This is a genomic window from Xenorhabdus sp. IM139775 (genome assembly GCF_028598745.1).
Classification (GTDB): domain Bacteria; phylum Pseudomonadota; class Gammaproteobacteria; order Enterobacterales; family Enterobacteriaceae; genus Xenorhabdus.
In genome coordinates this window covers 58,819-80,554 of sequence record NZ_JAQRFK010000002.1, presented here as the reverse complement: position 1 = coordinate 80,554, position 21,736 = coordinate 58,819, and the positions used below count along the sequence as shown (strand labels likewise).

Genomic DNA, 21,736 nt, shown 5'->3' with positions numbered 1-21,736 from the left:
GGAGAAATGCGTGAAGCGACTGCCGGGGGTATTATTAGCGACAGCCGCAATAGTCATTATCATTGTGGCTTTGCTTGTCAGCGGGTTACGTTTCTTCCTGCCGCATATCAATGAATATCGTCAGCAATTAGTCGAAAAAATTGCTGACGTGACAGACATACCGATCAATATAGGTTACCTCAACGGTCATTGGGAAACGTTTGGCCCCAGTCTGGAACTTCGTGATATCAGTGCAAAAACGGGAGATGTCGAAATTCATGCCAAAAAGGTGACCCTTTCTTTGGATGTCTGGCGTTCACTGTTACAACGGCGCTGGCATTTTCGTGATCTCTCTTTTTACCAGCTACAGGTCAATTACAATAGGGCGCTGTTTGGAGAAGGCGGCGAAAACAGGCTTTCTAAGCCGGACAGCCTCTCAACGCTGTTTCTCGAACAACTCAACCATTTTGATTTGTATGACAGCCGCTTAACCTTTTTGACCCCGTCAGGTGAAAAAGCCGATCTGCGCTTACCGCAGCTAACATGGCTGAATAAAGATAACCGCCATCGGGCACAAGGCAGCGTCAACCTCTCTTCGATCAATGGGCAGGAAGGGATTGTTCAGGTGAAGTTTGACCTGAAAGATATCAACGGAATGCTGGATAATGGCACGGTTTATTTGCAGGCTGATGATATCGATATGCGGCTCTGGTTAAGTCGTTGGTTAAAGGACAACACCGGATTAGATCATGCCCATTTCAGTTTAGCCAGTTGGATTACCTTGAAAGAAGGGCGAATTGATAGCGGACGTTTGCAGCTCAGGCACGGTAGCGCCAACTGGCACGTCGGGAGTGAAAAACATCAGCTTGCCGTGAGTGACTTCTTTGTGCAGATGCGCCGTCAGGATGAAGGGTGGTTGTTTGACGTGCCCAATCTGGCAAGCCTGAAAACGGACGATCAACCGTGGCCAGAGGGCCGGCTTTCGACCCTGTATGTCAAGCAGGCAAGCGAATATCAGGGTAAAGATCACTGGCGTATTCGTGCTGAAAATATCCGGCTTGAAGATTTGAATGGAATATTGCCGACCCTTTCTTTTGTGACACCGGCTTTTGTGACACCGGAAACTGTCAAGGATTGGCAGCACCGACAGCCGAAAGGCATGATTGACCACTTTGCCCTCGATATCACCCCCGCGCTTCCCGATGAGATGGGAATTCGCCTGAAATGGCGGGATGTAAGCTGGTTACACTGGAAAGAACTGCCATCGGTCAGCCATTTCAGTGGCATGCTAGAGGGTAATAAGCAGTGGGGAAATATCAATTTTGCATTGAAAAACAGCACCATTGACGGTGGCAATATGTTTCAGGCACCGCTGGACATTGCCAGCAGCGAAGGGCAGATTGCCTGGAAAAATGGTCAGAATGGCATGGAAGTGTGGGGGCAGGGGTTGGATTTGCAAGCCAAGTCGCTGTGGTTCAATGGGGATTTCCATTACCTGAAACCTCACAACCAACCGCCTGTTTTGGCCATGTTAGCCGGGATCCGGGCGGATGATCTGGGTGAGGCATGGCGCTATTTTCCCAAGCCACTGATGGGGGCATCGCTGACCGACTATTTGACGGCTTCCTTGATTAAGGGCAAAGTCGATAATGCTACCTTGGTTTTTCGCGGTGATCCCCATGACTTCCCGTTTAAACAGAACAATGGCCAGTTTCAGGTGCTTGTGCCCGTGCGTCAGGCAACCTTTCAATACCAACCGGATTGGCCGGCTCTGTTTGATTTGAATATCGATCTGAATTTCCAGAATAACGGCTTGTGGATGCTGGCACAGAAAGCGCATTTGGGAAAAGTAAAGGCGGCTCAAGTGTCGGCCGTGATCCCCGATTATGGCAAGCATAAGTTGTTTATTGATGCGGCATTATTTGGGGATGGGAAGAGTATTCATCATTATTTCAACCACACCCCGATGGCGGATACGATTGGTCGCGCATTAGATAATTTACAGCTTGATGGCAGGGTGGATGGCAAGCTCCACCTGAACATTCCCTTGCAGCACGGCGACGTTGCGGCGAGCGGGGAAGTGGTACTGAAAGATACGCATCTGTTCATTAAACCATTGAACAGCAAGATGGAACACCTTAATGGCAAATTTCGCTTTGATAATGGTCAGTTAAAAAGTGAGGCATTATCCGCTCATTGGCTGGGCAATCCCTTATCGCTGAAATTTTCTACCCAAGACTTGGCAAAGCAGTATCAGGTCGATGTGAAACTGGATGCACATTGGGCGGCAAAAGCATTACCGGAACTTCCTGTGGCGATCCGGAACCAGCTATCTGGAACGCTGAACTGGCAGGGTGACGTGAATATTATGCTACCTTCTGATCAGTTACCGGCCAATGAGTTACCAACAAAAAAAGACGTGCAATATCGTGTTGCCATTAATGCAGATTTATCACATTTGAGCAGTCAATTACCCGCATTGGACACAGAATCCCTGAGGAAATGGAATAAGATTAATCTCCATGCCGAAGGTGATATTCACCAACTCCGGATCAACGGATTAATGGGTAAGCGGTACGCGTTCAACACGCAGTGGAGGCTGGAAGATACGCACGCCAGATTGCAGCGGGGTATTTTTGATACCGATGGCAATGGGCTGCCTGCCCTGCCAAAAAAATCGTTGTTGGCACTCAACTTGCCTGCTATTGATGGTGAAAAATTATTGGCACTGCTCGCTCCCTTGCGTTGGAACTCATCGGAAGATAATGAGTTATTGTGGCCGAATGTATTTGAAATTTCATTGCCTTCATTGGATCTTGTTGGACAGCGTTGGAATCAACTCACATTCAATATTGTTCAACAAAATGGTGCAATAAAAGTGAGTGCAAAGGGGAAAGAGATTAATGGCAGCCTTTTGATTCAGGCGCATAAACCGATGCAGGCATCCATTCATTACCTTTATTATGATCCCTTATTTGCAACAAATTCGTCGATGGATGACAAAAAGCCAGCGTCAGATAAGGCTCCGGCATCGCATTATGCTTTGAACAGTTGGCCTGCATTAGAGGTCAAATGCGCCGAGTGCTGGGTTGCCGGATTAAAACTCGGCAAAATATCTGGATCGATCATGCCGGAAGGGGATTCTCTGGTCTTGACTCATGGGCAAATGGAGAACAGTGTTGGAAAGCTGACACTCTCTGGCCGTTGGTATGAAAGCAATACCAGAAAAAGCCATGCTGGAAAAAACCAGGCCGGAAACTATAGCTATATTAAAGGGCAGTTATCAGGAGAAAAATTCGACGATATGGCCGCTTATCTGGGCTTTATCGTGCCGATTGTTGATGCGCCTTTCAAATTTGATTTTAATTTGAATTGGCAAAATGTTCCGTGGCAGCCCGATCTTAAAACATTGAACGGAACGCTGACCGGAGACATGAAAAAAGGGGCCATCGCCAAACTGGGCGGTGGCAGAGCTGGGCAATTATTAAGGTTCATCAGTTTTGATGCGTTGTTGCGTAAATTACAGTTGGATTTCAGTGACACATTCAGTAATGATTTCAACTTTGATTCCATTCGTGGTGACGCAACGATAAAAAATGGCGTCATGTATACCGATAACTTTCTCATTGATGGGCTGGCGGCGGACATCAATGCAACAGGGAAGACAGATTTAGTTAAGCGCCAGATCAACATGGAACTGGTCATCACACCGGAAATTTCGACAACGGTGGGGGTCGCGGCGGCCTTTGCGGTCAATCCTGTGGCTGGTGCGGCAATTTTTGCCGCAACAAAAGCACTAAGGCCCTTATGGCACAAGATATCGGTGATTCGCTATCGGTTAACGGGCAGCCTCGAACAGCCTAAAATTGATGAAGTTTTACGTCAGCTTAAGGAGAATAAAGGGCCATGAGAAACGTCAATGTTGCACTTTTACAATTATGTAGTGGGACGAATGTTAAACACAATTTAGCGCAGATTGAGCAACAGATTAAGCAACTGCCAGAAAGCGTAAAACTGGTTCTGACCCCAGAAAATGCGCTGTTGTTTGCTGATGCTGACACCTACCGCACACATGCAGAAACGCAGGGCAGCGGGCCATTGCAACAGGCCGTGAGCGAGCTGGCACAACGTTACGGCGTTTGGCTGCTGATTGGCTCTATGCCGATGGTCAGCCGGGAAGATCCCTCTCGTATCACAAGCAGTAGCCTGTTGTTTGATGATCAAGGAGAAATTCAGGCCCGTTACGACAAAATCCACATGTTTGATGTCAATATCAACGATGAACACGGTGCCTATAATGAATCCACTATCTATCAGCGTGGGGAACATATCACCGTGGTTGATACGCCCGTTGGTCGCTTGGGGATGACTATCTGTTATGATCTGCGTTTTCCGGGACTCTTTCAGGCATTGCGTGAACAGGGTGCAGAGCTGATTTCCGTTCCTGCTGCTTTCACCCGCTTGACGGGTAAGGCGCACTGGGAGCCATTGCTGAGAGCCCGTGCCATCGAGAACCAATGTATTATTTTGGCACCGGCGCAGGTTGGTGTACACGGTACTCGCAGAACTTGGGGACACACCATGGCGGTGAGTGGTTGGGGAGAAATTATCAAGAAAAATTCTCTGACCGTCAGCGCATTGCAGCTTAATATCCGTCGGGAGAGTTTGACTCACATGCGTGAGCAGATAAAAGTGGTGAAACACAATCGCTTCCGTCCACAACTGACTTCTTTGATAAAAAAGAATACAAATTAAAGTAAAAGAGTAATCAATATGAGTTTAACTTATGTCAGTGAATGCTTGCTGGCTGCTAATAACTTGAATCATCAAGACTTATTTTCTGTACTGGGTCAATTGGCGGAACGTCGTCTGGACTACGCCGATCTCTATTTCCAATCCAGTTATCATGAAACATGGGTATTGGAAGACCGCATCATCAAAGATGGCTCCTATAATATCGATCAAGGTGTCGGTGTTCGTGCGGTCAGTGGAGAAAAAACGGGTTTTGCTTACGCAGATCAAATCACCTTGAATGCGTTACAGCAAAGCGCCCAAGCTGCGCGCAGCATTGTGCGGGAAGTGGGTAATGGCATTTCGCATACATTAGGTGCAGTGGCGTATAAGCCGCTTTATCCGACCGTTGATCCTTTGCAGAGCATGAGTCGGGAAGAAAAAATTGCGTTGTTGCATCGAGTGGATCAAATTGCACGAGCGGAAGATCCCCGCGTACAGGAAGTGAATGCCAGCCTGGCCGGTGTTTATGAACAAGTTCTGGTCGCGGCGACGGACGGTACATTGGCAGCGGACATCCGTCCATTGGTGCGCCTTTCTGTCAGTGTATTAGTGGAAGAAGGGGGTAAGCGTGAGCGTGGCGGCAGTGGCGGCGGTGCCCGTCATGGTTACGAATATTTCCTGCGTACCGAAGGGGGGCAGGTTCTGGCAGAGCAGTTTGCGCGTGAAGCGGTACGCATGGCACTGATCAACTTGTCGGCTGTTGCCGCACCGGCGGGCACAATGCCGGTGGTATTGGGTGCCGGATGGCCGGGCGTGCTGCTGCATGAAGCGGTCGGGCACGGTCTGGAAGGCGACTTTAACCGCCGTGGCACCTCTGTTTTCTCTGGTCAGATTGGGCAAAAAGTGGCGTCAGAACTGTGTACTGTGGTCGATGACGGCACAATTGAAGGGCGCCGTGGTTCACTGGCTGTCGATGATGAAGGTGTGCCGGGGCAATACAACGTACTGATTGAAAATGGCATTTTGAAAGGCTATATGCAGGATAAACTCAATGCCCGCCTGATGGGTGTAGCGCCGACCGGTAACGGCCGCCGTGAATCCTATGCCCACCTGCCGATGCCACGGATGACCAATACCTACATGCTGGCAGGGAATTCCACGCCAGAAGAGATTATCGCCAGCGTGGATCGTGGGCTGTATGCCCCGAATTTCGGGGGTGGTCAGGTGGATATCACCTCGGGTAAATTTGTTTTCTCAACATCCGAAGCCTATCTGATTGAAAACGGCAAAATCACCAAGCCCGTGAAAGGGGCGACCTTGATTGGCTCTGGTATTGAAGCCATGCAGCAAATTTCCATGGTTGGCAATGATCTGGCGCTTGATAAAGGGGTCGGTGTCTGCGGCAAGGAAGGCCAAAGCGTACCAGTGGGTGTGGGGCAACCGACCCTGAAACTGGATAACCTGACCGTTGGCGGAACCGCCTGATCGTGTCTTGAGCGCAAATAGCATGAATAAGGTCATCATGAAAAAGAGCATCCTGGCGGCGGTATTATTGGTTCTGGCTGTCATGTTTATCGTCTTTGCCAACCGATCTGGGCCAATTCGCGCGGATACAGCAGGGCAAAGCCTCATTGCTTCAGAAAAGCCGATTGATGTTCTGACCGAACAGCGCCGTGTTGTGGACTACCTGCGCCAGCATCACACGTTGCCGGACTATTACATGACGAAAAAGCAGGCCCGTCGCCTTGGTTGGCATGCGCGTGAAGGTAACTTATGTGAAGTGTTACCGGGCAAGGCCATTGGCGGTGATCGATTTTCCAACCGTGAAAATAGATTACCAACAAAACCTGATCGCCACTGGTTTGAAGCGGACGTGAATTATCGGTGTGGGCACCGGGGAAGTGACAGATTGCTCTATTCTAATGATGGCCTTATTTATTTAACGGTTGATCACTACAACAGTTTTACCCGACTGGAGTAATGACATGAAAAAGGTGGAATTCGATTTTAACCAACTGCCTGATTTGAGCGATTTTTATCGTGAATTCCAAGCGCGCTTCGGGCTTGGGGATAATTTTGGTGCCAATCTGGATGCCCTGTGGGATGCAGTGACGGGGTATATTCAATTACCTGTTGAGATTGATTTTATCCACTTTACGCCGCAAAAACGAACGCATTTTGCGGCGTTAGTATTACTGTTTGAAGAAGCGGAAGAAGAGCTGGAAGGGAAATTGCGGTTTAATATGATGGGTTGAGTTTTCTTTTTTGTCTTGGCTCCATTACCGGCTGGGGTTTTCACCATTATCTTGATGCCGGCCAGACAAAAGAAATTTCTTCCTATATCAACATCATCACCGACATATTCCTGCGCCTGATAAAAATGATCATCGCACCTCTCGTCTTTGCCACGATTGTCACTGGCTTCATGTCAATCGGTGGATCATCGTCCGTAGGACGCATCTTCCAGCCGATATAATGGTTTTCCATCAACTTTACAGCCAGAGACAAGATATAACTTGGCATCCAACACTTTATGATGAAGAAACGGTGATGTCATCAGATCTTCATTAAAAAAAGACAGAATAAAATCACTTTTTCCACTTTTAAGATTATTGACGGCTTCATCGGCATTAATGGATTCGAGTTACGATTAAATATTTCAAATACAGGCAATTACACAAATTCAGGTACAGGGGCTATACGGGGCGCACATTGCACTTATTGTGTTAATCCAGCCTTTTCAGGATGCTTTTTTCTGCTGCAATAACCATTTATCCAGTTCATTTGCGAACCGTTGGCGATCACGTTGGTTTAACGTAGCAGGCCCTCCCGTTTGGATCCCGCTCGCTCGCATCGTATCCATAAAATCACGCATAGTCAGGCGTTCACGTATTGTCGCTTCACTATAACGTTCACCGCGCGGATTGAGTGCTACTGCACCTTTCTCGATGACTTCAGCAGCAAGAGGAATATCAGCCGTAATCACTAAATCCCCTACCTCTGAGCGACGTACAATTTCATTGTCAGCGACATCAAACCCAGCAGAAACTTGTAACGTACGTAAAAAAGCGGATGCAGGTACATTTAATCGCTGATTTGCCACGAATGTTACCTGTATTTTTTCACGTTCTGCTGCACGATATAATACTTCTTTTATCACCTTAGGACATGCGTCAGCATCTACCCATATAGGCATAACAGATTCCTCTTAATTCCATATCTTCAACTATGATCATAAATGGTTTGAAGTATGCGCGATTAGACAGGACGGTTTGGCAACTTTCAGTCGTCAGTCCTGACTGCGCTAACCCACCAACTTTAATTAAGCCACCCAACCGATGGCCTAACCCACAAACTCAGTACAATTGCCTTTTACACGATCTTAACTGCTGTTCCCGAGACGGCGACCATCAGCATACCGCCGTTTTTGCCGACGGTTTCATAGTCAATATCAATGCCGACAACCGCATTGGCACCTAAAGCCTGGGCTTGTGCATTCATTTCTGCAAAGGCAATTTCCCGTGCATTTTTCAATTCTTTTTCATAAGCGCCAGAACGTCCGCCGACGATATCCCTGACTCCAGCAAAAAAATCCTTCACAATATTTACACCAAGAATCGTTTCCCCTGTGACGACACCCAGATAATCTGTGATGGTATGGCCTTCTAATGTGGGGGTTGTTGCATTTTTCATAATCGATCTCCGTTTGGAAAAAACATAATGCCAATTTATCTGTATCTTCTGACAGGGTGATCGTGATCTTAATTATTTTTATTTCAGTAAGATAGGATAATGATAAAAATGAACGTCCGGGTCTGTTGGATGTACCGGCAAGCAGGGTGTTGATGGTGATGGCGTTTGCCTTGGGTGTCTGTCTGAATTTATTGAAAGGCAACCCTATTTTCTGGTTGGAAAATTATCAACAAGAAATAGTTACAAGATGGTATGATTACAATAAAAATGGTTCCACCTGTTACCATTTGTGAAATGGTAATAAAAAATGGCATATTGTCATTGTTTCAGCTTTCAATTTGGCCTTACTGCGTTTATGATGCGCGCTTCGTAATTTCAACCGGCGCCACTGGCTTTGAGCTTTAGCGGAGAAATGATGCCTCCTGCTAGCTGACACAGTCTTTTCCCGTGGCGGTTCTATCTGCATTATTCCAAGGGATAGATGATAGCATAAATGACTGAGAATACCTCTCTGACACCACTTGTTGAACTGAAAGCCCTGAGTAAGGGTTTCGACGGTAAACACGTTATTTCACAGCTCGATCTGACCATCAATGATGGCGAGTTCCTGACCATTCTTGGGCCATCCGGTTGTGGCAAAACCACAGTACTTCGTCTGATTGCCGGACTGGAAGATGCGGATTGCGGCAAAATTTTACTGGAAGGGCAGGATATTACCGATATTCCCGCCGAGCACCGTCACGTTAATACGGTTTTCCAAAGTTATGCCCTGTTCCCCCACATGACCGTATTTGAAAATGTCGCTTTTGGGCTTCGAATGCAGAAAACACCGGAAAAAGAGATCGCCCCGCGTGTTGAGGAAGCATTGCGCATGGTTCAGCTCGGTGAGTTTGCTCAGCGTAAGCCAGCCCAGCTTTCCGGCGGTCAACAGCAGCGTGTGGCGATTGCCCGTGCCGTTGTGAATAAACCAAAGGTTCTGCTGCTGGATGAATCGTTGTCCGCGCTCGATTACAAGTTGCGCAAGCAGATGCAAAATGAGTTGAAGGCGCTCCAGCGTAAGCTCGGCATTACCTTTATCTTCGTCACGCATGATCAGGAAGAGGCGCTGGTGATGTCAGACCGCATTGTGGTGATGCGTGACGGGCGGATTGAGCAAGATGGCTCTCCGCGTGAGATTTATGAAGAGCCGAAAAACCTGTTTGTTGCCCGCTTTATCGGTGAAATCAATATTTTTGATGCCGAAGTGCTGCATCGCATTGATGAGCAGCGGATACGCGCCAATGTCGAAGGCCACGAGTGCGATATTTTCACGTCGCTGCCCGTGGCGGTTGGGCAAACGCTGAAAGTGTTGCTGCGCCCGGAAGATCTGCGGGTAGAAGAGATCAATAACGGTGAGCAGGTATCGGGTCTGATTGGTTATGTGCGTGAGCGCAACTACAAGGGCATGACGCTGGATTCCGTGGTCGAAATGGAAAATGGCAAGATGGTCATGGTGAGTGAATTTTTCAACGAAGATGATCCTGATGTTGACCATTCCCTCAACCAAAAGATTGCCGTGACTTGGGTGGAAAGCTGGGAGGTTGTGCTGGTCGATGAAGAAGACGCGTAAGCTATTCCAGAATATTGTCATTACGGGCATTGTCGCCTGGCTGATGCTGTTTGTCTTTTTGCCGAATCTGATGATCATCGGAACCAGCTTCCTGACCCGCGATGATGCCAATTTAGTGCAGATGGTCTTCTCGCTGGATAACTATAGCCGATTGTTTGATCCGCTGTATGCCGAGGTGTTGCTGCATTCACTGAATATGGCGATTGTCGCGACGCTGTGCTGTCTGGTCATTGGTTATCCGTTTGCTTTTTTCCTGGCGCGTATGCCGGAGAAACTGCGCCCGCTGATGCTATTCTTGCTGATCGTACCGTTCTGGACGAACTCGTTAATCCGGATTTATGGCTTGAAGATGTTCCTCAGTACCCGTGGCTATATGAATGATTTTCTGCTGTGGGTGGGGATTATCGATAAGCCGTTGCGCATAATGTATACCCCCGAAGCCGTTGTGCTGGGGCTGGTTTACATCCTGCTGCCGTTTATGGTGATGCCACTCTATTCCAGCATTGAGAAGCTGGATAAATCCTGTCTGGAAGCCGCACGCGATCTGGGCGCGGGGAAATTGCAGACTTTTATCCGTATCATTGTGCCACTCACCATGCCGGGCATTATCGCCGGTTGTTTGCTGGTATTGTTGCCGGCAATGGGGCTGTTCTATGTGGCTGACCTGATGGGCGGCGCGAAGAATCTGCTGATCGGTAACGTGATCAAGAGCCAATTCCTTAATATCCGCGACTGGCCGTTTGGGGCGGCGACCAGCATCTGTCTGACGCTGGTGATGGGGCTTATGTTATTGGTCTATTATCGTGCGGCTAAGTTGCTGAACAAGAAGGTGGAACTGGAATGATCGGACGCCTGTTGCGCGGTGGTTTTATGACCATCGTTTATGCTTACCTGTATATCCCGATTATTATCCTGCTGGTAAGCTCGTTTAACCAATCACGCTTTGGCATTCGCTGGCAGGGTTTTACCACCGAATGGTATAGCCTGCTGTTTTCCAATGACAGCCTGCTTCAAGCGGCAGGCCACTCTCTGACGATGGCGATCGCATCCGCCACCTTCGCTACCCTGATTGGCTCCCTGACCGCAGTCGCGTTGTATCGTTACTCGTTCCGGGGCAAAAAGTTTGTTGGCGGTATGCTGTTTGTCGTGATGATGTCGCCGGATATCGTGATGGCGATTTCCTTGCTGGTGCTGTTTATGTTGCTCGGTATCTCATTGGGATTCTGGTCACTGCTGTTTTCGCATATCACCTTCTGCTTGCCGTTTGTCGTGATAACGGTTTACTCCCGCCTGAAAGACTTCGACGTTAAGATGCTGGAAGCAGCGCGTGATTTAGGCGCGGGGGAATTGACCATTCTGCGAAAAATCATCCTGCCGCTGGCGATGCCGGCAGTAATGGCGGGCTGGCTACTGAGTTTTACCCTGTCGATGGATGATGTGGTGGTTTCCTCATTTGTGACGGGGCCAAGCTATGAAATCTTGCCACTTAAGATTTATTCCATGGTCAAAGTGGGAATTTCGCCGGAAGTGAACGCATTGGCAACGATTTTGTTACTGATGTCGTTGGTTTTGGTGCTGATTAGCCAATTTGTGATGCGTGATCGCACGGGTAAGTCTTAATCTTCTTGTCAGCGTGGTTGCTTGACCACGCTTTTCTTTGTCAATAAGGGCTAATCTTTGGTTTGAAAAATTCTCTGAGTTTGGTAGCCAATTGTTTAGATACAAATTCCCCTTTAGCCGCTTTTACCGTTAATTCAACCAGTTCTGGGCGGTCATAAACTTCCACACCGTTACGTTTCAGGAATAACATGGTGGTGTTCAGGGCTGTTCGCTTGCTTCCATCTATAAAAATATGACCACGGGCAATGGCAAGCCAGTAGGTTGCGGCAAGTTCGTAGATATCAGTGATACCTTCATAATACTCTTGGTTCAACACTCGGCCGACAATTGCGTCTGCTCGACCAGGATCAGATATTCCGGGTACTCCTGCGTAACGGCGTAGGATATAGGTGTGAAGGGCAATCACTTCATCAGGAGTGACGTGTCGGATCATCTATCTGCCAATGCCTGATTCGATGTATCGAATAGGCCAACGATATCTGCAAATTCAGCATCTAATTTCGCTTTTTGGAGAGCGTCAAACTCTTTTTTACTGATGATCACCGCAGTTTCCCGACCGTAACGGGTAATTTCTACTGGATGACCAGCTACAGCTTGATCGATAACTGCTGCTAGGTTTTCGCGGGCGTGTGAAATGGTAAATGTATTCACGATGCTTCTCCCTTTTTTGCGTATATTATGTGCACAGTGATTGTATTGTACAATACAATCGTAAAAATCGTACAACTTATAAACCTACAACCTAACAAGTGGCTTTACCCTGCAAAATGCGGCTTTTATAATAGCCGTTTTTTGGGGGGTAGGTTCACGCGGAACCTATATTACGATACTAACGCACTAACTGCGTGGAAAAGATGACATGAAAAAGTGGTTTTATCTGCTTGCCGCCGGGATGATGGCATTAAGCATTGGTTCGGTGAATGCCGCTGACGATGGCAAGACGCTGTATTTCTACAACTGGACTGAATACGTTCCGCCTGGTTTGCTCAACCAGTTCACGAAAGAAACCGGGATTAAGGTGATTTATTCCACCTATGAATCCAATGAGAGCATGTACACCAAGCTGAAAACCTATAAAGACGACGCTTATGATTTAGTGGTTCCATCCACTTACTTTATCTCAAAAATGAGTAAAGAAGGGATGTTGCGAAAAATCGATACCCGCAAATTAAGCAACTTCCATAATCTTGATCCAAATTTGTTGCACAAGTCTTTTGATCCGAATAACGATTACTCTATCCCTTATATTTGGGGCGCCACCGCGATTGGCGTCAATGGCGATAATATTGATCCCAAAACGCTCTCCTCTTGGGCTGATCTTTGGAAGCCAGAATACAAAAGCAGTCTGGTGCTGACTGACGATGCGCGTGAAGTCTTCCAGATGGCGCTGCTGAAACTGGGATATTCCGGCAATACCACCGATCCGAAAGAGATTGAAGCCGCTTATCAGGAACTGAGAAAACTGATGCCAAATGTACTGGCATTTAACTCTGACAATCCGGCTAATCCCTTTATGGAAGGGGAAGCTGACATTGGCATGATGTGGAATGGCTCTGCTTATGTTGCGCGTCAGGCAGGCACACCGGTGGATATTATCTGGCCGAAAGAAGGCGGGATTTTCTGGATGGATAGTCTGGCTATTCCGGCGAATGCCAAAAATGTTGATGGCGCGATGAAGTTAATCGATTTCTTGTTGCGCCCGGAAATTGCGGCGCAGGTTGCCAAGAAAATTGGTTACCCAACCCCGAACATGGAAGCGAAAAAATTACTGCCAAAATCGATGACAGAAGATAAGTCTCTGTATCCCGATGAAGCGGTGATCCAGAAAGGCGAATGGCAAAGCGATGTCGGCAATGCCAATATCTTGTACGAAGAATATTTCCAAAAACTGAAAGCCGGCCAGTAACCCGACATTGAGTTTGAATAACAGGCGCTAAAAGAAGAATTTTAGCGCCTGTTATTGTCTAACATTATCATCTTTGACTATAATATCAGCGTTATTCCTCTGACCAACCTGACTAAGAAGGCATTTCCCGACGATGAACTAAGTCCTGCCAGAAAATGTATCCGGATACCCAAGGGTATTCTTTTTTCTGTTCCTGGCAGACAATAGTTCTCATCCGTTTCTCTCCTGAAAAGAGATCCCTGCATTGTCTGCCACCTGTATTCAGGAGGTACGCATGACAATAGCCTGTCATTTTTCACAACTGAGTATCGAATTTAATCAAAGGACTCTTTTTCCGTCCCTGAGCAGTACACTGTTTTGCCAACAAACCGCCCTGATCGGCAGTAACGGAAAAGGCAAATCAGTACTGCTACGGTTGCTGGCGCAGAGACTATTACCTTCCTCTGGGCATATCGTCTGGAATATGCCCTTTATCTATGTTGACCAACTGATCCGGCTGGCGGGAGAAACCCTTGCCGATGCCTTGGGTGTTACCGCGCTCTATCATGCTTTTCAGCGGGTAGAAGCCGGAACCGCGACAATGGATGACTTTGAAAGGCTTGAAGGGCAGTGGCAGCAACCGGCGATATGGCAGAGTCTGCTGGACTCCGCCCGTTTACCGGTATCAATGGAGACGCCGGTACAAAATCTCAGTGGCGGGCAACAAACCCGTCTTGCCCTATGCCGCGCTTTTCTACATAGCGACCACTTTCTCCTGCTGGATGAACCGGATAACCATCTCGACCATGAAGGACGGCTGTGGTTTACCGACAGGCTGGAACAACACAAAGCAGGTTCACTGGTGGTCACCCATAACCGTGCCCTGCTTGCTCATATGCAGGCGATTTTTGAGTTAACCGACAAGGGACTCTGCGAATATGGCGGCAACTATGCCCTTTATGCAGAGCAGAAGGCTGCCGCCATCGCATCACTCGACGCGGCTTCTGAGCGTCTGGATTCCCGTATCCGCAACGAAAAGCGTCAACAACAGGCCAGCCTCCAGAAAGCCGCCCAACGGCGCAGACAAGGCGAAGTTATCCGTCGCGGTGGTTCTCAGTCACTCCTGTTACTCGATATGCAGAAAAACCGGGCAGAACAGCGGCAGTCTAATATTGCCCAACGTCATCAACGGGTGTTGGGAAACCTGCAAACACAATTTCAGGAGATTCATGAGAAAAAGGCCCATACGCGACAACAAAAAATGGTTCTGAACTACCAGCCGGACGGACAACAGGTAACCCTATTTGCCTCAACGCTCAGATTACCCTACGGCTATTCTGGGCCACTCTCATTCACGGCTTATAGCGGTGAACACTGGCACATCAAAGGCAGTAACGGCAGCGGAAAATCAACACTCTTGAAAGTGCTGAGTGGGGAACTTCTGCCAGTATCAGGAGAATATCGGATAACGGAGACTTTTTGTTATCTTGACCAGCACCTGAACCTGCTGGATAAAACCCTGCCAATTGCCGAAGCATTACATCACTACCAAGGTGAATTTTCTGTCGAACAATGGCGGACTCAGCTCGGTATGTTACGGATAAGGGGGGATAAATCGCTCCAGCCTTTAAACCAGCTCAGTGGGGGAGAACAATTGAAAGCCACGCTGCTGGCCCTGACACACAGCCCCTCACCGCCGGCTGTGCTCTTGCTGGATGAACCGGATAACCACCTTGATCTGGATTCAAAGCAGTTATTAGAGGCGCTACTTTGTGAATATCAGGGAACATTACTGCTGGTTTCCCATGATGAGGTCTTCGTTGAAAACTGTGGTATCACCCATGAATTGAATCTTTCTGATTGAGATAAAACTAAACTGTTTTGTCAATTATTGCTTAAATACCTGGCTGCGATGCCAGGTAATAAAACTTTCCAAAGGATAATAGTCTCTGTTTTGAGGAAGTAATATCGGCTGTTTTGCAAAATTCCAAAAAAGTTGCTTCACCATCGAACCGCCATTAATACTTTCTGAAACCAGTAACTTCATGTGATCGTCAATACTGATTGAACCCATATCGAATGCCGAATGGTGCAATGAACAGAGGGCAAGCCCATTGTTGACAGTACAGGGGCCGCCGTATTGTTTCCATTTAATGTGCGCCGCTTCCAGACCAACGGGAGTACTGTCGTGTCGCAGATTGTAGCCACATATTGCACATTCGTAGTTATAGGCGCGCAGTATTTGCTGACGAAAATGGGGATCACGCTTTTTGCGGATATCACTTAAAGAGAAATTCAATTGATTGGCGAGCAGCTCCTGTATGCTGTCAGGAAAGTGTTCACTCAGGATTTGTTGTGCCAGTTTATCAATGACTGCAGGCTTTTTGCGTAATAACTGATAACTTTGTTGGTCGAAACCTCCTTTGACACCGAACTTAATCAATTCACGTTTTGGCGGTTCCTTGCTGCCTTTTTGTGGCGTACAGCGTTCGCTATTCTGTAATTCCCAAAACCCGTCGCCGCGTAAGCGCCAGAAGGGTAAGGAGGGATAGTGACTTTTGCGTCTTGGGCCAAAGTTATTGAGTAACGCCAGTAATGGCTGGTGGATCTCCTCACCATAATCAAACAGTCGTTCATGGCTTTTCTGATATTGAGAGAGTACATACAGTAACAATAATGGCTTATGTGGTGCACGTTGATCACCTTTGCGCCATATAGAAAGGTTTGAGATAGCGACTTGGAGTGCTTTGATGGTAGGCATGTAAGTTGTTTGATTAATGGGTAATGGTATTGCGATCATGCTCGCAAAAGTGGCAGGGGGCAAGTGGTGGGTTGTATGAAATGGAAGAGGCGATAACCGAATTATGAGATTGGAAAAATTAGGTATTTTTGTACAGTTCTTTAGCTATAAAATAAGCGCTAGAGCTAAATCTAAGATTTCTATTTTAATAAATATTAAAATTGCCTGATATATCTAACATGGGCCCACCGTTATAGATAAAGTCTGTTGCAATTTCCAGTAATTTTTCTTCACCCAATCGACTACGCCCGCGTATGGCACATTCCCATATAACTAAAACGCGCCACCGTAATTCTCTGAGTTTATCTTGGGCTGATAAGTCGCGGTAACAATTAGTTTCAAGCTTTTTATGCCACCAAGAGGTTCGAGTGGCTGGCCAATGAAAGAAGGGACAGAGGTGCATATGCCAGAAACAGCCATGAATGAAAATTACGCAACGATATTTCGGTAATACAATATCTGGGCATCCTGGTAAGCTCTTAACATGCACACGATATCGAAATCCTTTCTTATGGAGGCGTTTTCTAACCCATAATTCAGGGATAGTATTCTTGGATGGTATGGAAGCCATGAGTCTTCTGCGTACGCTTTCATTGTGCAAGGTATTCATAATACAATCCATTATTATCGAGAATATCGGCTTGTGAAGGTTAAATTTTAATTAATATAATTGTTTTTTTCATTAAAGTTGAATGTTAGAGATAGAATAGGATTTTTTCATAGGGATATAAGCGCATATGAATATGGTGTTTACAGTATGCCCCTGTATTGAAAAGAATAGTATAAGAAATGATTTCTTTATGTAACTTATTGTTAAATAATAAGGTTGTGATAGATTATTCCATTAAGGAAATATATGATAATAGAATTGAATTGGAAAATCAACCCAACCCAATCCTATCCAGGGCGAGAGCATGAAAGCCTGTTTTTTGAACGATCCGTGCAAATAAAACACTGATTGATACTTTAACAAGACCGAATTGAGTGATATTCGCCCTATAATTGACTGTGTTGCATACAAATTAAGGTCGAAAAACGTTCGTGCTCTCGCCCTGCAATCCTATCTAATTGGAAAAATAACTGATGTTTATACCAAAACATGTCAGATTGATTATGTATTCAATTACATTTTATTCTTCATTTTCTGTTAATGCCAATAAATCAATGATAACCTTTCCTAAAGCTTCACCTAATAATGGGGGAACCGCATTACCTACTTGGGTATATTGAGGAACTTCAAATTTTCTCATCTGTCCTCCTGTTGTAATTTTTGAACGGAATACGAAATCATCTGGAAAAGATTGTATTCTAGCCATTTCCCTGACAGTAAGAACTCTTAATTCATTTTTATCATAATGACAAGCATCATCAGGAATCGATAAGGCTGCAAATGCAGGTAAATTTGCAACCAGTGCCCTTTGGGTTTGTTTTCTGGTTGGGTGTTTTTTTAAGTAATCAATAAAATCTGATTTATTATGAATATATCCCATTTCTTCATTATCTTGTAGATATTCATATTCTTTGAGTTTATTCCAGATATTATCTTCTAATTGGCAATTGGCACCTTTTAGTATTGAAAAAACAGCTTTATTTGTGGACTTGTCATTTATATCTTGAAGAATTTGATATAATCTAAAACGGCATCTAACCAATAAGCTATTTTTGCGTTGTTCATGGTTGTGCATTTCTTCCCTATTTTTTAATAAAGATGAGAAATTGTTATTCAATTTATTTATAAACAAAGAGTTACCTGATGGATTGTTGGTTTTTAAATCATCTATTGCTTCTTTTACAGTAACTTCTTTTTTATCAATAAGGTGATGCAAAAAGGAATTTTTAAATAAAATAAAATCATTCGGCTTCATTGCGTCAAAATATTTTAAAGTTCCAAAGTTGGCTTTTTTGGGTGTGTTTTTTACCAGTTGATAAAAATTTCTTGAATTATTTAATAGTTCATATTCTGGACTTTCATGACTTATTTTTTTTAATAATCTATCAAAAATATCTTGGCGTATAGCAATCATAATAAAACGTGGTCGATTTTGGGCAACTCCAGCTAACCTTGCATTTATATGTAAACATAAAGGAATATAGTTTTTGGTGGCAAAAGTTTTAGCTATTTCAAACCATGCATGATAATGTGTACCATCCTTATCTTTAAATGCCCGTAATATACCCGTTACATTCTCCAATAAAGCAATTTTGGGTTGAACCATGGCGATAAAATTGGCGAATTCCCAGGGTAAGGTATTTTTTTCATTATTTTTTTCTCGTAATCCTGCCATGCTGAAACTTTGACAAGGTGGTCCTCCAGAGACAAGATCGACTCCACCGTCATTGAAACCAGATCTTATAAGATCAAGTAATACCTTGTTTTTACTAAGTAAGGTATTTAACTGAATAATGTTTCCAACTACTAAGCTTTTTTTTAGTTTTAGGAAGTCATCTTTTATATCTGTATTTTCAATAGACCAATCGGGAAAATTAAAAGGATTTTCTCGCAAGCGTTGCTTAAGATTTTTGAATCTGCTACTGATCCAAAAGGTATTTTTAGGCTTTTCTTCATTACTAGCTAATAGTTCAAGATCTTCATCGAAAAAATTGTAGGAAAAAGTTTCTGCCGCCATGGGAGATAATTCATTTGCCAATAATAAATTAAATCCGGCCTTTTCTAATCCGAGAGATAAACCACCACAACCGGAAAACAATTCTATGTGATTAAAAGAGTTCGATTGTTTCAAGAGACACCTGCATATTATGTAATGTAACATTTAGTATTGATACTATTTTAGCTGAGGTGAAATCTATTGTCCAGGTTTGTATTAGAAGAATATTGACTTTTGCGAGTGGCATCGATAATCTTATTAATAGGCTAATGAGAGAAGCCTTCAGCCCATGCAAGTAAAGACCCTTCGAGTCCTCTCTGTAATGATCAGTTTCTTTTGCACTTTGGAACTTATTTATGGGCAGTAAGTTTGGTGCATGTATTACAGAAACTTTTTATTATGGAGAGGTACATACATGTCCAGACGACTTTTACCTTCGGGTTTACCACCAGTTACTGATGCTTTGCTTCTTAGATACAAACAGGAAGCTACCAAATTCAAAAAGCAAACCGGACTCAAACACAGTCAAGCCCTTGATTATATTGCTAACGCTTATTGTTTTCCTAATTGGAAGGCTGTTGTTAAAGCCCATGAACAAACTAAAGAGGCCGCTGTTTCTGTACCAAAACCTTCGTTAGATTTTATTAATGATGTTTGTCTTATGGAAGATGAAAAAAAAATGATTCAGTTGGAACGGCAGGTCGAGTTGGGTGATGATGTGAAGTTGAAAATAATAAAGAATAGGAAAGCACTTACTCAATTGGCGATTGAATATTCTATCTTTGAGCCAACTTTTACTGGATTGAACAAATTTATACTTGATGCTACGCAAGCGGTCAGGACTCATTTTGAATTAACAGGATTTCATTTTTATCGGGAACAAAGGCAAGGTGAAGATGGTAAAATTACCAAGGAGGCGTATTTTCTAACTCCTTCAAAAAAAATTAAATCTCGTATGAGCTTATATAGACCAAACACTAAAAAAGGTGATCCACGTATGTGGTTCCAACACCTTCCTTCTTTCGCCTGTCCTTGTCACCAAATTGCAATAATTATAAAAAATGACTCTGCTTTTTTGATTAACTTGTCCGTTATTGATATTGAAGAAATCATTAATTCACCAATGAATCCAATCAAGGAATTTATTGAATCTTGTAATGATAATTCAATAGCCAATGAACTAATAGAAAAACTAAAGTATTTGTCTCAATCACCAATCGAGGCAACACATGTAGGTGATACGGCCATTGGTATGTCTATTGAGCATGCCCTGGGAATTACTGCTAATTCAAGCAAGTTGCCAGATTATAAAGGAATAGAGTTAAAATCTGGTAGAGGCTTAAGGAATAGAACGACACTTTTTGCTCAAGTAGCGAATTGGTCCATTAGTCCTTTAAAGAAAAGTGCAGATATTCTTGATAAATATGGTTATCAAAGGGAGGAGGATTTTAAGCTTTATTGTACTGTAAGTACTAAAAAACCTAACAGCCAAGGATTGATTTTCAAATATGAGAAAGAAAAAGATGAATTACAAGAATGGTATGCCATTCAAGATAATGATACATGCAAATATATAGAGCATGTTGCAACATGGTCTGGAGACATGTTGAGGGAACGTTTAAAAGAAAAACATAATGAAACATTCTGGATTGAAGCAGACAGCGAATTTATCAATGGGAAAGAAAGATTCACCATAATATCTGTTACACACACGAAGACCCCTTTATTGAGTCAACTTTTACCTTTAATTGAAAGTGGTGTTGTTACAATGGATCATTTAATCAAGCGCAGCGGGAAGAATAAAAGAGTCAGCGAAAAAGGTCCGTTATTTAAAATTGACAAGAAAAATATTGAGCTATTGTTTCCTAACCCTGTTAAATATAAGTTAAAAAACTAAAATTCATATTTAAATGTTAATTATGTCATGGTCGGTCATTTAATGACCGATTTTAGGTTGTGATTACAATTTACTGATAATGCTGGATTTAACTAATAAGTAAAACACTCTTCCTGTATACAGGATAGGGCGAAATATCTCATTTTTGATATTTTTATATTGGGTTATAATTACTCTCTTTGTATTTAATAAACACCAAGAATAGATATAAAAAACCGCGAACTTAGGTAAAAATAACTTCATAAATATAGAATGGTATGCTTGCCAAAATAAAATAAAATATTTGTGTTATTATAAATATAAAAGGTAAAAAGAGAGGCAGTATTATTGTCTTCTTCAGGCTTCTATCCAATATAAAAAAGTAACTTATTATCGCAAATATTAAATATAAAAAGACAAATTGAACCGCCCGTAGCAAAATAAAAATCATCATTTGCCCTTAAGGTTTATTCAACACAATTACCCAGTAACACCCATAAACAGGACACTTATATAATAAAAAGCTATCAGAAAATAAAATGAAAATATTTCAGTCAATAGATATATTGTCAAAATGATGAGTGAGAATTTTATTGATTTCTTTTTATTTCTGCCTAAAATAAAAAATAATTTACTAATGCAAATAGCACGAAAAAAACAGAGAATTGAGTCACATGTAATACGAGTAATTTCATCGTATCCTCAAAAATTTTTAGAAATGATTATCAATATCTTTTATTTTTATTGTGTTGAACATAGATATATAGAGTTGTATTTATGAAATTGTGATGTATCTCACAAATAATCAATCATAATCCGAAGGTTGATTGTGCAATCGTCATTGCACAATCATGTTGTAACATGCTGTTTATCGACCTTATGGCGGGAGTATTAACGGCGGTTGTTGTCGCTATCTTGTGCCAGCTCATTTTAC

Annotated in this window: 18 protein-coding genes and 2 pseudogenes; 12 read left to right on the top strand and 8 right to left on the bottom strand. The window is 44.0% G+C overall.

Going from position 1 to position 21,736, the window contains the following annotated elements:
- Positions 1 to 10 precede the first annotated feature (10 nt).
- From yhdP to PSI17_RS00875, 6 genes and pseudogenes are all read left to right on the top strand, one after another.
- Positions 11 to 3,889 carry an AsmA2 domain-containing protein YhdP gene (gene yhdP, locus PSI17_RS00900; RefSeq protein ID WP_273550136.1) on the top strand — a complete coding sequence of 1,293 codons (3,879 nt, stop codon included), beginning with the start codon at positions 11 to 13 and terminating at the stop codon, positions 3,887 to 3,889.
- Positions 3,886 to 4,734 carry a deaminated glutathione amidase gene (nit1, locus tag PSI17_RS00895; RefSeq protein WP_273550135.1) on the top strand — a complete coding sequence of 283 codons (849 nt, stop codon included), beginning with the start codon at positions 3,886 to 3,888 and terminating at the stop codon, positions 4,732 to 4,734. The genes yhdP and nit1 overlap by 4 nt, the downstream gene beginning before the upstream one ends.
- Positions 4,735 to 4,752: 18 nt before the next feature.
- A complete protein-coding gene (gene tldD, locus PSI17_RS00890; RefSeq protein WP_273550134.1) occupies positions 4,753 to 6,198 on the top strand; it encodes a metalloprotease TldD in 1,446 nt (481 codons plus the stop codon).
- A 37-nt stretch (positions 6,199 to 6,235) separates the two neighbouring features.
- Complete coding sequence (locus PSI17_RS00885; protein ID WP_273550133.1) at positions 6,236 to 6,694, top strand: ribonuclease domain-containing protein; 459 nt, start codon at positions 6,236 to 6,238, stop codon at positions 6,692 to 6,694.
- 4 nt (positions 6,695 to 6,698) lie between these two features.
- Positions 6,699 to 6,968, top strand: a complete 270-nt coding sequence (locus PSI17_RS00880; protein ID WP_273550132.1) for a barstar family protein — start codon at positions 6,699 to 6,701, stop codon at positions 6,966 to 6,968.
- Positions 6,965 to 7,174 (top strand): annotated as a pseudogene (locus PSI17_RS00875) (cation:dicarboxylate symporter family transporter); the annotation flags it as partial. The gene PSI17_RS00880 and the pseudogene PSI17_RS00875, both read left to right, overlap by 4 nt.
- A gap of 3 nt (positions 7,175 to 7,177) precedes the next feature.
- On the opposite strand, the pseudogene PSI17_RS00870 reads toward PSI17_RS00875, so the two are convergent.
- The 3 genes and pseudogenes from PSI17_RS00870 to PSI17_RS00860 all read right to left on the bottom strand — a co-directional run.
- A pseudogene (locus tag PSI17_RS00870) lies at positions 7,178 to 7,357 on the bottom strand (LysR family transcriptional regulator); the annotation flags it as partial.
- A gap of 96 nt (positions 7,358 to 7,453) precedes the next feature.
- A complete protein-coding gene (locus PSI17_RS00865; protein ID WP_273550131.1) occupies positions 7,454 to 7,909 on the bottom strand; it encodes a YaiI/YqxD family protein in 456 nt (151 codons plus the stop codon).
- A gap of 176 nt (positions 7,910 to 8,085) precedes the next feature.
- Complete coding sequence (locus tag PSI17_RS00860; protein WP_045968636.1) at positions 8,086 to 8,406, bottom strand: heavy metal-binding domain-containing protein; 321 nt, start codon at positions 8,404 to 8,406, stop codon at positions 8,086 to 8,088.
- 493 nt (positions 8,407 to 8,899) lie between these two features.
- Here PSI17_RS00860 and potA point away from each other — a divergent pair, with 493 nt between their 5' ends.
- From potA to potC, 3 genes are read left to right on the top strand one after another with little or no spacing between them, the layout of a single operon-like run.
- Positions 8,900 to 10,015: a spermidine/putrescine ABC transporter ATP-binding protein PotA gene (gene potA, locus PSI17_RS00855; protein WP_273550130.1), complete on the top strand. Its 1,116-nt coding sequence runs from the start codon at positions 8,900 to 8,902 to the stop codon at positions 10,013 to 10,015.
- Positions 9,999 to 10,859, top strand: a complete 861-nt coding sequence (gene potB, locus PSI17_RS00850; protein ID WP_273550129.1) for a spermidine/putrescine ABC transporter permease PotB — start codon at positions 9,999 to 10,001, stop codon at positions 10,857 to 10,859. Before potA ends, potB begins: the two co-directional genes overlap by 17 nt.
- Positions 10,856 to 11,635, top strand: coding sequence for a spermidine/putrescine ABC transporter permease PotC (gene potC / locus PSI17_RS00845; RefSeq protein WP_273550128.1), 780 nt, complete (start codon positions 10,856 to 10,858; stop codon positions 11,633 to 11,635). Before potB ends, potC begins: the two co-directional genes overlap by 4 nt.
- A gap of 40 nt (positions 11,636 to 11,675) precedes the next feature.
- Here potC and PSI17_RS00840 read toward each other — a convergent pair whose 3' ends face one another.
- Entirely contained in the window at positions 11,676 to 12,065 is a 390-nt protein-coding gene (locus PSI17_RS00840) for a type II toxin-antitoxin system death-on-curing family toxin (RefSeq protein ID WP_273550156.1), read from the bottom strand.
- Positions 12,065 to 12,286 (bottom strand): type II toxin-antitoxin system Phd/YefM family antitoxin, encoded by a 222-nt coding sequence (locus PSI17_RS00835; RefSeq protein ID WP_273550127.1) that lies wholly within the window; start codon positions 12,284 to 12,286, stop codon positions 12,065 to 12,067. The genes PSI17_RS00840 and PSI17_RS00835 overlap by 1 nt, the downstream gene beginning before the upstream one ends.
- A 208-nt stretch (positions 12,287 to 12,494) precedes the next feature.
- On the opposite strand from PSI17_RS00835, the gene potD reads away from it, so the two are divergent.
- Complete coding sequence (potD, locus tag PSI17_RS00830) at positions 12,495 to 13,541, top strand: spermidine/putrescine ABC transporter substrate-binding protein PotD (RefSeq protein WP_273550126.1); 1,047 nt, start codon at positions 12,495 to 12,497, stop codon at positions 13,539 to 13,541.
- 274 nt (positions 13,542 to 13,815) lie between these two features.
- Complete coding sequence (locus tag PSI17_RS00825; RefSeq protein ID WP_273550125.1) at positions 13,816 to 15,384, top strand: ATP-binding cassette domain-containing protein; 1,569 nt, start codon at positions 13,816 to 13,818, stop codon at positions 15,382 to 15,384.
- Positions 15,385 to 15,408: 24 nt separating this feature from the next.
- Here the strand turns inward: PSI17_RS00825 and PSI17_RS00820 are convergent, their stop codons facing one another.
- The 3 genes from PSI17_RS00820 to PSI17_RS00815 form a co-directional block, all read right to left on the bottom strand.
- Entirely contained in the window at positions 15,409 to 16,281 is an 873-nt protein-coding gene (locus PSI17_RS00820; RefSeq protein WP_273550124.1) for a phosphorothioated DNA-binding restriction endonuclease, read from the bottom strand.
- A gap of 184 nt (positions 16,282 to 16,465) precedes the next feature.
- On the bottom strand, positions 16,466 to 16,930 hold the full coding sequence (locus PSI17_RS17360; protein ID WP_443255983.1) for a very short patch repair endonuclease: 465 nt from the start codon (positions 16,928 to 16,930) through the stop codon (positions 16,466 to 16,468).
- Between the two features lie 520 nt (positions 16,931 to 17,450).
- The gene (locus PSI17_RS00815; RefSeq protein WP_273550123.1) at positions 17,451 to 19,061 is read right to left on the bottom strand and encodes a DNA cytosine methyltransferase; all 1,611 of its coding nucleotides are present in this window, start codon (positions 19,059 to 19,061) and stop codon (positions 17,451 to 17,453) included.
- Positions 19,062 to 19,341: 280 nt separating this feature from the next.
- Here PSI17_RS00815 and PSI17_RS00810 point away from each other — a divergent pair, with 280 nt between their 5' ends.
- Positions 19,342 to 20,823 (top strand): MvaI/BcnI family restriction endonuclease, encoded by a 1,482-nt coding sequence (locus PSI17_RS00810; protein ID WP_273550122.1) that lies wholly within the window; start codon positions 19,342 to 19,344, stop codon positions 20,821 to 20,823.
- Positions 20,824 to 21,736: the final 913 nt, after the last annotated feature.

Bases quoted from the DNA above. Each gene is read 5' to 3' on its own strand.
- potB (WP_273550129.1), top strand. From the start codon at position 9,999: ATGAAGAAGACGCGTAAGCTATTCCAGAATATTGTCATTACGGGCATT.
- potA (WP_273550130.1), top strand. From the start codon at position 8,900: ATGACTGAGAATACCTCTCTGACACCACTTGTTGAACTGAAAGCCCTG.
- potC (WP_273550128.1), top strand. From the start codon at position 10,856: ATGATCGGACGCCTGTTGCGCGGTGGTTTTATGACCATCGTTTATGCT.
- PSI17_RS00860 (WP_045968636.1), bottom strand. From the start codon at position 8,406: ATGAAAAATGCAACAACCCCCACATTAGAAGGCCATACCATCACAGAT.
- PSI17_RS00885 (WP_273550133.1), top strand. From the start codon at position 6,236: ATGAAAAAGAGCATCCTGGCGGCGGTATTATTGGTTCTGGCTGTCATG.
- PSI17_RS00820 (WP_273550124.1), bottom strand. From the start codon at position 16,281: ATGCCTACCATCAAAGCACTCCAAGTCGCTATCTCAAACCTTTCTATA.
- PSI17_RS00865 (WP_273550131.1), bottom strand. From the start codon at position 7,909: ATGCCTATATGGGTAGATGCTGACGCATGTCCTAAGGTGATAAAAGAA.
- PSI17_RS00880 (WP_273550132.1), top strand. From the start codon at position 6,699: ATGAAAAAGGTGGAATTCGATTTTAACCAACTGCCTGATTTGAGCGAT.
- PSI17_RS17360 (WP_443255983.1), bottom strand. From the start codon at position 16,930: ATGAATACCTTGCACAATGAAAGCGTACGCAGAAGACTCATGGCTTCC.
- PSI17_RS00810 (WP_273550122.1), top strand. From the start codon at position 19,342: ATGTCCAGACGACTTTTACCTTCGGGTTTACCACCAGTTACTGATGCT.
- potD (WP_273550126.1), top strand. From the start codon at position 12,495: ATGAAAAAGTGGTTTTATCTGCTTGCCGCCGGGATGATGGCATTAAGC.
- PSI17_RS00825 (WP_273550125.1), top strand. From the start codon at position 13,816: ATGACAATAGCCTGTCATTTTTCACAACTGAGTATCGAATTTAATCAA.
- nit1 (WP_273550135.1), top strand. From the start codon at position 3,886: ATGAGAAACGTCAATGTTGCACTTTTACAATTATGTAGTGGGACGAAT.
- tldD (WP_273550134.1), top strand. From the start codon at position 4,753: ATGAGTTTAACTTATGTCAGTGAATGCTTGCTGGCTGCTAATAACTTG.